Origin of the sequence: Cupriavidus neocaledonicus (genome assembly GCF_000372525.1) — a bacterium.
Classification (GTDB): domain Bacteria; phylum Pseudomonadota; class Gammaproteobacteria; order Burkholderiales; family Burkholderiaceae; genus Cupriavidus; species Cupriavidus neocaledonicus.
In genome coordinates, this window is record NZ_AQUR01000051.1 from 1 (window position 1) to 13852 (window position 13852).

General features: G+C 63.6%; 7 protein-coding genes and 1 pseudogene. 2 read left to right on the forward strand and 6 right to left on the reverse strand.

What is annotated here, in order from left to right:
* The 6 genes and pseudogenes from A3AG_RS32700 to A3AG_RS31125 form a co-directional block, all read right to left on the reverse strand.
* Nucleotides 1–190 (reverse strand): annotated as a pseudogene (locus A3AG_RS32700) (ISL3 family transposase); the annotation flags it as partial.
* Between the two features lie 2161 nt (nucleotides 191–2351).
* Nucleotides 2352–4202, reverse strand: coding sequence for a phage integrase family protein (locus tag A3AG_RS0100965; protein ID WP_012354632.1), 1851 nt, complete (start codon nucleotides 4200–4202; stop codon nucleotides 2352–2354).
* Between the two features lie 401 nt (nucleotides 4203–4603).
* Nucleotides 4604–4963: a hypothetical protein gene (locus A3AG_RS34295; protein ID WP_012354631.1), complete on the reverse strand. Its 360-nt coding sequence runs from the start codon at nucleotides 4961–4963 to the stop codon at nucleotides 4604–4606.
* A 1312-nt stretch (nucleotides 4964–6275) separates the two neighbouring features.
* Nucleotides 6276–7097 (reverse strand): IS21-like element helper ATPase IstB, encoded by an 822-nt coding sequence (gene istB, locus A3AG_RS0100980; protein WP_012354629.1) that lies wholly within the window; start codon nucleotides 7095–7097, stop codon nucleotides 6276–6278.
* A complete protein-coding gene (istA, locus tag A3AG_RS0100985) occupies nucleotides 7094–8590 on the reverse strand; it encodes an IS21 family transposase (RefSeq protein WP_012354628.1) in 1497 nt (498 codons plus the stop codon). Before istA ends, istB begins: the two co-directional genes overlap by 4 nt.
* 2040 nt (nucleotides 8591–10630) lie before the next feature.
* Nucleotides 10631–11581: an aldose epimerase family protein gene (locus A3AG_RS31125; RefSeq protein ID WP_012354627.1), complete on the reverse strand. Its 951-nt coding sequence runs from the start codon at nucleotides 11579–11581 to the stop codon at nucleotides 10631–10633.
* Between the two features lie 1343 nt (nucleotides 11582–12924).
* On the opposite strand from A3AG_RS31125, the gene A3AG_RS0100995 reads away from it, so the two are divergent.
* The gene (locus tag A3AG_RS0100995; protein WP_012354626.1) at nucleotides 12925–13557 is read left to right on the forward strand and encodes a response regulator; all 633 of its coding nucleotides are present in this window, start codon (nucleotides 12925–12927) and stop codon (nucleotides 13555–13557) included.
* A gap of 77 nt (nucleotides 13558–13634) precedes the next feature.
* On the forward strand, nucleotides 13635–13852 hold a 218-nt coding region (locus tag A3AG_RS0101000), incomplete at its 3' end, for a transposase (protein ID WP_167332257.1).

The window sequence follows — 13852 nt, forward strand, 5'->3', positions numbered from 1 at the left end:
CCCGGACTCGCCTGACCACTGTCTCATGCACCTGATGGCAGCGCGCGCCACACTCCTCGCAATGCATGACCTTGCTGACCGGCTTCAAGTACAACGACAGCGTACGGCTCTCTCCCTCCGGCCATTCCACGCGCTCCAGCCGGTAGCCCTTCCAGCAACCCAGTGCTTGCAGCGTCTTGCGATCCAGCACACATCCCCCTGATACCTGAAGAAACAGACATCAGCATACAAAATGTGCTCTTTCGGGCCACGGTTTTCTGCGAAGAACCTTTTTTTTGGCCGCGATCGGCTAATCGGCTGCTACGCGGTGCTACCGTATCGGGCAGGGTCGCCTTCACTCGCTCTGTAACGGCGGCTCCCAGCGATTGGACAGATGGCCCGATTTGGGACTGACAGGCCCATGGGAGTTTCTGCTCGGTCCGGCGCATTGCAGGAGGGATGCTACGCGGGAAGCGTACCTGCAATCTGCAGTGCAGAGGACTGGATGAATGTGCGAGGAGCTGTGCGACCGCTGCATCGCGACGGCTGTCCGAAGTTGGGACAGTCGCACAGGAGCCTCGGCGGCGGGGCATTGGCGCCTTGTTCGCCGCGACAATAGTGCGGTGGGCGGAGGGTCGGACGCAGAGACTGTTCTGAGTTGGGACACCCCCGGTAAGCGCTGAGGCATTTGAGCGAGCGTCGCTACGCGACGAGCGAAGCCGGTCAGTCAAACCGGCCGCGGCCGAAAGGCCTCATGCCGTCAGGCGCGATGTGGGACAACGCTGTGGTTCGCCGAAGTGGCGAAACTCTGGGCGATCCGGCCAACTCGGCCCCATGGCCAACGCGGCGGCGAGCGGCCAGCCGCGGGCGTCCGGGAAATGGCCCCGCCCCTCCGGGTAGCAAGGCTGGCCCGAAAGCCGGCGGTCGCACCCGCGGCTGTAGCCTTCCCGGTGTCCCAAGTCGGGACAGTTTCTTGCGCATTCCAACGCAGCCGAGGTTGTCCCAACTAGGGACACCACGTCTTAGGGGCTCTGCCAGCGATGCCAACCCAAAGCGCGATCCCTACCAGCGCTCGCATTGAACGTTCACGGTCATACCGCCGGCACTTGTCCCAAGTGGGGATGGTAGCGGCCAGGAAACTCGCGCTCACGCGCGCGTCGGTAATGATGGCGAGGAGTAGTGGACTTGGCCTCGAGAGGTAAGCCGGCAGGCGGCAACGTGGGACACGGTGAAACGTTGGCGAAACTGTCCCGACTGGGGACGCGGAGATGCCGCAGCTGGAGGCCACCACTGTTTCGGACGAGTCTGGCTGCGGTCCCAAGGAGCACAATGGCCGCTGCAACCTGCAGGTCAGAATCGCACGTCGCAGCGACGCTGCCGGCGACCCTATGTCGTGCCGCCGCTGAGACTGTCCCAACTCGGGATACTTTTTGAGGGGAGATCATCGAAGCGATTTGTTCCATCACTGTATCCGTGCACGGGCTTTCCCGAGTCAACAAAGTCGTCGCTATGGCGGCTGCCAGAAGGAGCCACGGTCAGGCGCGGCGCCTCGCGCCGAAGCTGGGCTGGGCGCCGTGCGATCCATCCAGACTCTGTCCCGTCGGCAATGACCTGGCCGGCGGCAAGGTGACACGCGGGGGAACGCGCAAGAATCTGTCCCGACTTGGGACACCGGGATGGCTACTGCCGCAGCCGCGACCAGCGCTCTTTCGGGCGAGCGTCGCGGCCGTCCCCCGGGACGACATGGCCCTGCCCACCTACAGGTCGGCTTCGCACATTACACCGACGCTGGCGGCAGACCTATGTCGCGCGGCAACCAAGACTGTCCCGACTTGGGGCATTTGTTCAGCGGCGTCAAAAAAACGGGGCGTTCCGCCGCCGTACCCTTGGAGAGGCTGTCCCAAGTTGGGACAATGGCGATATGGTGCCGGCGCAGGCCGCTCGGTAAGCGGCGCCTATCAAGGACGCAACCTTCTCAAGTCGCTATGATGTGCTTGCGTTGCTCGGACTCGGAGAGCGGCGACTCTCCCCGGCGGCTGTCCCAACTCGGGACAGCCGCGCCCCGGATCGGCTTACCCGCGCGACGTGCCTACCAGCCAATTGGAATCTGAGGTCGCAATGACGTTGCTCGCGCCAATCGTTAGCCTTGACGTGGTGATGCTTCCGTGGGCATGGGATCAAATGGCCGGCTCGCCGATGTGGAATGCTGACCTTGGCGCCGCTATCCCAGAAGTCGCCACGGCCCGCCGTGACCACCCAGACGAATGAGGGGATACGCAGCAGCCAACAGCGGTCGCCGTGCAAGACGGCTGGTGCACACAAGCTGCGGCGTCCGCGCCAAGTCGGGGGGCATCCGTTCCCGGGGCAGCGCACTAACTGGGGAAGAGCTTCGACACCGCAGCGAGGCCGCGCGCGCGTTCCGCTCGGACATACAAAGAGGTCGTTTGCAGTGAGGCGTGCCCTAATAGCCGTTGGAGGACGTCCGCAGGCATCTCGTTGGCCACCGCATGAGTAGCAAACGTATGCCGCAGCGCGTGAGGCGCAGCCCGGCGCAACAGGTCCCGCTCTGGCTCGGTCATGGGGAGCGAGGCGTCGTCGGCGATGCGCTGCAGCGTCGCCGTCAATAGCTGGTACAGGCCATCCGGTGAGAAGCCCTTGCCAGTGAGGACCGATTCGCCGTCCGTCAAGCTGAGATGCTTCGCCTGGGCAGTACGTGTCGACGGCACCACCACCGGGGAGAGCAACGCCAACGCCTGATCGGCGTTCTCGAAATCGTGGCCGCGGTCGGCCCAGTGCGCGCGCAACGCGTCGATGGCGCGCGCCGGCAGGAACACGGTGCGCCATTTGCTGCGTTTGCCGAGCAGCGCCAGTTCCCACAGGCCAGCGGGGATGCCGGCTTGCTCCGGCACCGGCTGGAGGTGGCAGCGCTGCGCGCCGGCCGCCTCTTCGCGGCGTGCGCCACTGCAACCGAGCAGTAGCACGGCCGCGCGCGCCAGGCGGTACTGGGCACCGGGCGCGTCGGCATCCTTTGCGGTCAGCGGCGCGGTCACCGGTACTGCGGGCCATTTCGCACAGAGCTGGTCGAGGATGCCACCAGGCTGCACCAGTGCCGTCCATAGCTGCCCCGGCAAGGCCTTCTCGACCGCGATCGGCACCTCCCGGCGCGCCGTCAACGGATCCGGGACCAGCAGCCAAGGGTTGCCGCCCAGGTAGCGCACCCCCACGAGCCAGGCAAAGAAGCCACGCAGCACCAGTACCGCGTAGCGCTGGGATTCCGGCTTGAGGGCGCCGGCGAAGGGGCGCCAGCGGGCCGAGCTGCGGGGCGCCTTGGGGCCGACCCAGGACGGATCCGGCTGCGCCAGGAAATCCTTGTAGCGCTCGCAATCGTCGACGCCCACGCTCGACAGCGCGATGCGGCGCACGCCCACGCACCAGAGCAGGAAGCGCTCCAGCTCCTTCTGGTAGGCGCGCGCGGTCTTGTTGCGGTCGCGGAAGCGATACAGGTAGGCCTGGATGGCCTCGAGGTCGTTTCGCGCGGCAATCAGGCAGGAACCTGGCGCCCGGTTGCGGCCCTCGCTGCCGTCGAACATCGCCACGACCCGTCCCATCTGCTCCAGCGGCACCAGCTTGCGCGCGAGATCCGGGCCCAGCTCGACCAACGCTGCCTGCGGCGTGTCGTCGACGACCGCGAGCGGCCCCAGCGTCGCCGCCTGGGACTGCAGCCAGCGCTCGATCGCGCGCGCCTTGCCGGCCCCGAGCCGCGGCACCGGCAGGTACCAGCGCCGGCCCCGCAGCGCGATGTAGGCGTGCAGTTGCCCGAGCGTCTGGATGTGCTCGTGCCGCAGCGCCCGGAACACGATCGGACGCAGCCAGGCCGACACCGGGTCGTCGGGCTGCGGCGCGGAAAAGTCCTGATCGGCGGCACGCACCAGATAGTCGATGGCCGATTTCGGCCAGCTGTTGAAGCGGCGCGCGTCCGCCAGGCTCGCCGACAGGTACGGGTTGCTCAGGCAGACGCGCTCGACCAGGTGATCGCGCATGGCATCGAGCCGGGCTTCGAGTTGCGCCGCGGTGTCGATGCCGGCGGCGTGCAGCGCCTCTTCGTCATAGACGCGCGCCAGGATCTGTTCGGTCGGGATGCGGTTGAGCCGGAAGCGCAGCGCCGTGAAGTCGGCGCGGGTATAACGCGGGGTGTCGGCAGCGACGAGGTTATGTTGGGCCATGGCAGGGAAGAGAACGGCAGCAAGCCTATCTTACCTGATAATAATGGCGGGATGACGCTTTCCGCGCGGCGCGCGCGAGGATGAATGACAGTCGGGAAGGGGTATTCAGGTGGCGTCGCAGGCGGGGCAGCGACGCCATTTTCGGCTACACTGTGAGAATCGCCGCACACGTGGCGGATCTCAAGCGGTGTCAGCGCCGCGTGTCTGCGGGCCTTGTGGCTCTGCGGGCCTTGTGGCTCTGCGGGCCTTGTGGCGCCGGTTCCGGCACCTCCGCCATCCCCGGTTTTCCCAAGTGCCGCCTCAGAAACCCGGTAAATCCCGTAAAAATTCAAGCCTGATAATGTGGGTTATCAGGTAAGGCCATCCACCGGTTCTTACGTCACTTTCACAGCGCACGCCGCTCACACACCTGAAGTTGTCTCCGCTTGCACCTGAAGTTGTAGCTGCGGACGGCCATGATGCATTCGCGCGGACCGGGCGATAGCGGAGAAGGGCGAACCATAATCCCATGATAGCTGCTCGGGGCGATTCGCTCGCGGCCAGCCATAGATACGACCGTCCGGATGCGGCGCCAGGCAACGTTCGGTCAGCAGGCGGTACACCTGGCCACGGCTGATGCCCGCCTTCTCGCGAATATGCTTGCCATCGGCACCATTCAAATAGAGCCGAACCGCGCTGACGCGGGCAAGAAAGGTCACGCGCTGAGGCTCTGGCAGGGCTTGCTCATCGACCGTGGGCCACGTGGCCAGATTGATCTCCACTTCCGACTCTGCCGCAGTACTTCGGGCCCGTAGATGTATTCTGGCGCGCACCCTACGGCCCTCCCATCCCGCTCCAACAAGACACAACATTAGGTGAAACGGCGGCAGCGATTACAACTTTCGGTGCGGAAGGGCACAGACGCGCTCAGGTAGAGTGTCGCGCAACGCACTGATTCGGGGGATTTCCTGCCAAGTGGGATAGGGGAGGGTTACAACATATAGGTGTGCAAGCCGCGCCTGCCGCATTGCTTTGTCAGCATGCGGGGCCGCCGTCCATTCGCCGGCATCGCCGCCGCGAAGTCGAGCCAGCCGCTGGGCATGAGGCGCGCCAGCCAGCCGCTGTCACGCCACGATGTGTTGGGCGCCGCATGGCAGGCAAGCCAGTGTCGCGTCGCGGGATCGGCATGGTCCGCGCCGCACAGCCGACAATCGGCTTGCACGGGTTCAGTAAGCTGTCCCACGGTCCCGGCCGGCGGCGAGCGATCGGGCCAACGCCGTTGTTCAATGCCCGGTTCGGCCGCACGTCCCCACAGCAGCTCGATGAATGCCTACCGCGCGCGGCGACTGCTGCCGATCCACGCGCTGATCGCCAACGGATCGCACGCGTCGATGAACCGGAACCGGGCCACCCACCTCGCGCCGTCGGGAGCCAGATGGCGGCGCACGTGGCGGGCGAGCGCCCCACCGTCGTGGTCGGCAGCGACGGCCAATACGACGGCTTCCCTCGCTCGGGTTGCCAAGTGGCGGTGGCGCGTGATCGCGAGCTGGCGTTAGCCATCGATTGGCCGGTCAGCCGCTCCGCATGCCGTTGCCTGAAACGGCGCGCCGCAGTGCAGCGGTCCAGCATCTGGCAAGTCACGGCGACGTCGAGGCGCTGATTCGGTATGCGGAAACGGCGCCCGGCGGTCTCGTTCCCATATCTGTGTTGTCGCCGCTCGCGGCGACGGCGTTCGTGCAGACGACTGCAAACCGGGGGGAGAGCGAAGCACGCGGACCGTAATCCTAGATAGCGGCTCGGGACGTTTCGCCAACTGCCTGAATTCGTCCGTCGTGCAAACGCGCGACAAAGGCGCCGACAGCTTCTCGGTAAACCCAGAACCTGGTGCCGCGCTCTAGCCCGCCGAGCAGTCACCGCCTGTGGAGGGCGCCGGGCGGGGCGAGGGCGGCAGCGCCCGTCCAGCCTTGAGCGTGCCATTGCGAGACAATGCCACGCGGCGTTGACGGTGCCGCATGGCGCGATGTAGAGCGTCAACTACTTTGGCCGGTCAAACGACAATTATCTTGGCCTGTCGGCTGGGGTAATTGTCGCTCGTCAGGTCGTCATTGTTGTCGCTCCTTCCGGTTCGGTTTCGGGTAATTGACGCCGCCGCGCACGCTTGTTGTCGCTGGCGTTGCGGCGCCGGTAGCTTTCGACGTTCAGCTCGAAGATCGTCGAGTGATGGACCAGGCGGTCGATGGCGGCCACCGTCATCGACGGATCGGGGAACACATCGTTCCAGCCCGAGAACGGCTGATTGGCCGTGATCAGAAGACTTCGCCGCTCGTATCTCTCTGCGATCAGCTCGAACAGCACGCTCGTCTCCGCCTGGTCCTTGCGCACGTACGACAGGTCATCGAGGATGATCAGGTCGAAGCGGTCCAGCTTGCCGAGCATCGACGGCAACTGCAGGCTTTGGCGGGCCACCTGCAGCTTCTGCACGATCTCGCTGGTGCGCGTGAACAGCACGCGGTAGCCGGCATCAATCAGGGCGTGACCGATGCCGGAGCCGAGATGCGTCTTGCCGCCGCCCGGCGGCCCGAACAGCAGGATCGTGGCGCCTTTCTCTAGCCATGAGTCGCCGGTCGCGAGCGCCATCACGTGGGCCTTCGAGACCATCGGCACCATGCCGAAGTCGAAGCTGTCGAGCGTCTTGGTCGGATCAAGGTGCGATTCGATGCGATGTCGTTCGATGCGCCGTTTGACCCGCTCGGCGAGTTCGTGCTCGAGCAGTGCGCCAAGCAACCGCGCGGCCTGCCAGCCCTCTTTGTCAGAGCGCTGTGCAAACTCGGGCCATAGTCGGCCGATCGTCGGCAACCGCAGTTCGTTGAGCATCAGGCCCAGGCGCGCGGCATCGTAGGTTGCAGGCATGTTCATGCTGTCACCTCCGCGTCGAGCAACGTGTCATAGAGCGACGCCGCTGGCGTCTCGACGACTACCTCCGGACACTGCGCTTGCCGCGGTGCGAACTCGCTGCGCAGTTGTTCGAGGTCCGGTAATTCGCCCGCAGTCAGCAAGGCCTCGAGCCGGGCGGCAAGGACGACCTCGACGCCGTGGTTCGCGGCGAGATCGAGCAAACCGACCATGGTCTTGCAGGCATCGCGCTGCGTCATCCGGGCTTCGAGCTGTTCCCAGGCCCGGCGGTACGCTTCGCGTGGGAACAGGTCGTCGCGGAACGCCAACCCCTTGAACGCCTGGGGCTTGCGCTTGAGCTCGTCCACGAAGTGCCGGTAGTCAAGCGCGCGACGACGGCTGTTAGCGGCATGAGACCCACGCGCGGTGCTGTGCACCAAGGCCCCCGACAGATAGCAGTCGATCCGATCGGGGTAGATCCGCACCTTCAGCCTGTGGCCGATCAGGCGCGACGGCGCGCTGTAGAGGATGCCGCGCACCGTGAAGGTGCCGCAGCGCGTCACGCGTGCCTCCTCCTCGACGAAGTCGGTAGTGCGCCGCAGCGGCAGATCCTGCAAATGTTCACGCTCGACGTTGAACGCGGCGGCGTTGCGGCGGTTGCGCCGCATCACGACCTCGCGCACGAAGTCCTCGTAAGCGGTGCGATCTGCGAAGTCGCGATGGCCGCGCAGCATGAGAGCCTGGTCGACGGCTTCCTTCAGATGGCGATGAGACGACTCAACGCTGCCGTTCTCGTGAGCCACGCCGACGTTGTTGCGTGTGCCCGTCATGCCGTAATGCTCGAGCAGCGCGGCGTAGCGGGCCGTGAAGTCCTCTTGTTGCTGCAGGTTCTTGAACGCAGCCGACAGGCTGTCAGTGCGATGTTCGCGCGGGCAGCCGCCGGCCTGCCAGAGCGCATTCTGCAAGCCGTTAGACAAGGCTTCGAAGCTCTCGCCGCCTTCGACGACGCCAGCGTATTCCCAGTGCGAGAACGCAAGCACGAAGTGATACAGCCTGTGCCCGAACGGCGCGCCGGCGACGGTCACGTGCAGATCGCGCATGTCGGTGAAGTCCGACAGGCCCTGCACGCCGGGCAGGTGTTCCTGCGGGAAGAAGATCTCCTTGCTGGGGCCCTCGATCGCGCGCCACTGGCTAACGCGCCGTTCCAGCATGCGTCGCATGCTGTCGGGGAACCGATCGGGATGAGCCTCCTGCAGCTTGGCCAGCAACGTGACTGCCTTGAGCCGGGGCGAGAGGCGCAGCAGCGGCACGATCTCGCTGTCCCCATCAGCAAACGGATCGGAACGAGTGCGCCACGTGCGTGGCGTCTTCTGCGACGGCAGATGGTCGCGGTGCTCGATTCGCCGCGCTGTGCGGACGCTCATGCCGGCCATTGCCGCTGCAACTTCCTGGGTGTGATGTTTGCGCTTGTTCATGAAGAGGCGGACCTGCTGGTCCGTAATGTGGATCCCGGACATGGCTGTTCGCTTCTTCTTGAAGGCAATCAGCCATCCTAAAACCCCCTCCGCCCGGCGCCGCCGGTGGGGCAGTGTCTCCGGCGGCTACGCCGCCTCCGCCACTGCCCCACCGGCAAAGATAATCGTCATCAAACCGGCCAAGATAATTGTCGCCGTCTAGCGCGATAACCGCAGGCCGGGCATTGGCTCCAATAACCGGCTCAACGACGCAGGCAGCGTGACGGCGCCTGGTACCCCAACGGCCACAGAGCGGGCCGGTCGCGAACTCGCTAGCGTCGGCGCATGCAAGCCGCCGTCCGCAAGCGTATCGCGGACGCGGCGCTCCGCCAGCGCTCAAAGCCAGGCGTGGGGTCCAATAGCGTCGGCCTGCGACCGCCTCCGAATACGAGAGGTACGTGAGGGCATCGAGCCACACCACTAACGGATTCATCGCACTATGTCCGCCGGCACCATGCGAGGGCGGTGGCACAACTCGGGGGCAAAAAGCGCAGCCGATCGCAAGCCGCAGCTGCCAGCCGGCCGTCAGGACCCGACAACGTCATCGGAAATGCCCGGCCGCAGCGACACTCCGCACGCTGGGCTCCGCGTGGATCGGACAGTGCTGCAGCCAGCGCAGCGCAAATAAGTCTGCAGCCAGCCAGAGGGGACAGACTCTGGCTACGGCGCCGAAGAGGGCGGGCCGCAGGCCAGCCCTCGCTTCTTCGAGCGTTGACCATTGGAATGCCCACTAACGCCGCGAGTCGCTCCCGATCAAGGCGGGCCGGTGCCGGCCGTGGTGATCCCAGTCCGCCGCATGAGCGTAAGCTGGCATGCCCAAAGCCCATTGAGTGCGCTGACCCCGTGCAGGGTGTGGCTCATCTAGGACACATAGGGCAGGATGCTGTCGCGACGCCAGGTTAAACACGGGGTTCCATCACATCTGCATCGCGCTGCGTTCATTGTGCTGTCGTGCCGCAGTGGCCGACACTATCGCCATCAAGATGCGATGACCGGCATGCCTTGACCAACTGCCGCCACGCATTCAGTGATGTCGCTTCCTCAACGCCCGCGCCGCGGCCAAGCGTAGCAGTACGTGGCGGCAGACATGGCGCACCGTCTTTATCGGAAAATTGACTGGCCAGGCAATAACCCACCGGCAGGCAATCGGTCATGGCATGCATCAGCGCGGTCGCCCTGTCGCAAACCGGAATCCCTGTGCACAACGCACCGGCGGATGGCTTGCCGTGAACGACAGGCCAAAGCCCGTCGGCCACTCGCTGCCGAGCCACAACCATTCTCGCTGCGACATCCTGTGGACTCCGTCGATGACGCGGATCACAAAGCGCCCGCCATCGTGGCTGGCCGACTCGATCCAGCCTTCCAGCAACGTGTGGTGCCGCGTTTTCCAGACTCAGTGGATGAACCACGGATACAATGTGTTGAATCTTCACGGCGCATGCAAGCGGCCGCCTTCAAGCGCGTCTCGGACGGGCCGCTCCGCCAGCGCCCCCAAGCTGAAATTATGCGCTCGCCGTTGCGGCGGTACAGCACGGCCGAAGGTAATAGAATCACTGACGGGCCAAGCCCGCAAAGAGCGATAAGGAAGGATCGCCGCCTCGCGAACGAGGTCCTGGGATCCGGAAACGACGAGCCGACCGTATTCGCAGCACATCGTGAACCTACTTACAGGTCAATGCGAACGCCATTCACCCCGGGTTCTTCCAAGCATAGGCCCATGAAAAAACCGCCTATTGCGGTAAGCAGCCCTGCACTGGGCAGATTCGCCGTGTCCCCGAGACTTCCGGCTGGACCATGGGCACTTAGTTGTGTCCCCATGTGGTTACTAACTTGGAGTCTTAAGCTTAAGTAGTATCAGACCACCGCGCGAAATCCGGGGGTGATGGACGACGTTGAAAGTCAACGGCACGATTCCCATGATCGAAAGGAGCGGTGTCGGAGTTTTCAACCTAGCGACAGACTGATGCGCTAGGAAAGCAACAGAATGATTGAACACGAACGCACAAGGAGCAATTTCCGGCAAGGCGACTTGAAGTACGTTTATCACGTCGGTGCCACTTCATCGTCTGAGCGAACTTTGGCCAACGCGAGGAGATCTGACGTGACGCGCAACCGGCACACCGCGCTTTCCTTCTGGCCGGGCTCGATCCAGCGCAGGCCGAGGCCGTGGTGGATCGCATCGGGCAGGCCCACCCACGGCTCCACGCAATAGAAGTCGGCGGTCTCAGTCTCGGACCATGTGGTCACGGCATGCCATGGCGCGCTGCCGGGCTGGTTCAGTTCGAAGCGGATTTTGCGCCCAGGTATGGCCAGCGTGGCAGACGGGTTAGCGCGGAAGGCGTGGAGGGCGTCCTGCAACCGTGGGTCGTCGAGCCGGTATGTTGGCTCGCCCGGCTCCGCGCACATCGGGCTGCCATCCGACCGCTGGCGCAAGCGCTCGGTGCGCGGCAGTGCGAGCGATGCTGCGGCGCGCTGTGAGTGGGGCAAGGCGAAATAGAAGTGGTGACCGGGATAGCAGGGCAGGCACTGCGTGCCGGTATTGATGGTGCGCAGCGTGACTTCCAGGCCATCGGGCAGCAACGCGTAGATGGCTTCAAAAACGAAGGCGAATGGATAACCTGCGCGCGTTGCCCCACTGTCGCGCAGCGTCATTCTGATGGACGCGCGACCGTTGATGGCGCTAACCTCAAACGGAAGGTCGCGCGCAAAACCGTGCAGCGCGAGCGAATGCACTTTCCCTTGCGAATCACGCCACTGCCCCGGGTTGCCCTTGACAAAATGCCGGCCGGCAAACGGAAACAGCAGTGGATTGCCGCCGCGGACCTTGGCGGGGCAGCTCCAGTCAGCGGCGTCGGGCCAGTAAAGGATATCTTGCCCTCGGTGTACCCAGCGGACCAGGCGCCCACCATGTTGAGGTGCCAGCAGCAGATAGGAGTCGGCGTGGCCAATCCACACCAGCGGGTGACCCTGGAAGTCTTCGGTTGGCAGATGCATGGTTGTGGTGATGGGTGCGAAGGCCCCATGATAAGGCAGATGTCGCCGGCACACTGCCCCCATGCTGATTGAGCCCGCACATGCCTTGAGGAAGCGCGCAACGTGGCTGGCGATGCCCTGCGGCGCATAGCCCACAGCGATCAGGCACCACTCCTTCAGGTCCGACAGCGTGCTCAGCAAGCGGGGCGCTGGAGCGATCTCGTTGAACATAGCACAGCGTCATCCAGCAAAACACTCAGGGCACGTATGATTGCCGGGCTCAAGTAGTCCAGATCGAAAATCATGCTTCGCGCACTTCTGACACAGTCTTCCATCATGCGGTGCAATTCATCCCTTAGCCACGGATAGCGCGAGCTGGTGCTTCCGGAGGTGGGCGGGCTGCTAATGGGCACCACAGCGCGCTGCGGCGGCAGTCCGCCAGAGGGCAAGGGCCACGCGGGCCGCGCCGGAACTGCATCACCAGCGGTGCGGCGCTTATATGCCATCACCGCATCCGACGAATCGTGCCGTCTCGGCGGTACGAAAAAGTCCGCTGCTTCTCGAGCATTCTGCAGCGGGTATCTGAGAATTTTTCAGCGCTCACCTATCAGTGCTCTGTCCCTGCTTGAGCGCGCCTATAGCACTGCCGGCGATCTTCGGCACGCCGCTCACAAAGCTGGGTCACCCATGTAAAACCGTGGAGCGTGATTAAAAGAACTTTGAGCACGACAGCGCGTCTCCAGTGAGAGCCGGAGTGACGCATTCAAGGGGCGAGAACTCATTGTCGGCATGGCTATTGCTTAACTCGCGCGGTCTGCCGCTCGCTAAAAGTAGGAAGAGCCTGGCAACGCATTGGTTATCGATCGTCATACCGGCGGTGCACGACCGCCAAAGTGCTCCATGCGCGCGCCGTTTATTCACATTCAGTTTCCCCGCTTGCGACACATAACCAAATTTTTAAGTCACTTACTGTGCATTCAAAGACGACGTCCCTGCGGAAGGAGCCGCGCCGGTCATGTAGACGGGAAGCTCCTTTCGCCCCGGGAGTACAGCGAAGCTGCCGTTAGACTTGCGCGCACCTACTGGTGATCAAACCTTCCATCGGCGCTTTCTACAAGACGGCGCCCTAACGCAAGGCACGAATACGCGCCGCTAGAGTTCACATCCGGCGTGGCAAGGGGATGGCCTCTGTCGATCTATCGATGTATCCCATATCCGAACACCAGGGATATGGCGTACCATGTTCCTTCCTCCCCCAGCAACGGATGTCGGTGTTGATAATAGGGTTTTGAAAGACCAAGTATCGACACGATCGCAGTGCTGTTGCGGGCGCGTCAATTTATAGCCACCAATCCCTGTCAAGCATGATTCGAGTTCTTATTGCTGAAGACCACGCGATCGTCCGCAGTGGTCTAAAGCAAATTGTGGCGACCACGACAGATATCGTCGTCTCAGGCGAGGCCGCGGATGGCGCCGCTGCGTTGGAGCAATTGCGCACCGGAGAGTTCAACCTTCTCCTCTTGGACATGACTATGCCCGGTATCAGTGGCATCGACTTGATTCGGAGGGTTCGTCTCGAATGGCCGAGTCTCGTCATCCTGGTTCTCAGCATGCATAACGAAGCACAGGTCGCTTCAAGGGCCTTACGTGCCGGGGCATCTGGATATGTGACAAAGGATAGTGACCCGGAGATCCTCCTTGGGGCAATACGAAAGCTTGCCGCAGGGGGCAAGTTCATCGATCCGGCGTTGGTCGATGCCATGGTGTTTCACCAGAGGGGCACTGACGCGCCAGCACATGAAGTGCTGTCTGATCGGGAATTCCAAGTGCTGCAGCGGCTTGCTACAGGGCAAACCGTCAACGAGATCGCCGAGTCACTATCGCTAAGCGCTAAGACGATCAGCACCCACAAGATGCGGCTGATGCAAAAGCTGGGGCTTCAGAACAACGCCGAGCTTATTCGCTATGCAATTCGACATGGATTCACGCAGGAATGAGGTCTCTAAGGATGCTCTGCACAATTAGCCGGCGGATGTGCTTGCAATGAATCGTCGAGCCAGCGAGCATGTGGCGCATGAAACAAACTGACCTTGGACTGAACTTGTCGACCAAGCGCACCCGCAAGCGCGAATTCCTGGACGAGATGAACCGTGTGGTGCCATGGGCCGATCTGGTGATGCTGATCGCTCCGTACGCCCCGGAAGGCAAGCGCGGCCGTCCCCCGTTCGCGGTCGAGGCAATGCTGCGCATCCACTTCCTTCAGCAATGGTTCGGCCTGTCGGACCCGGCGAT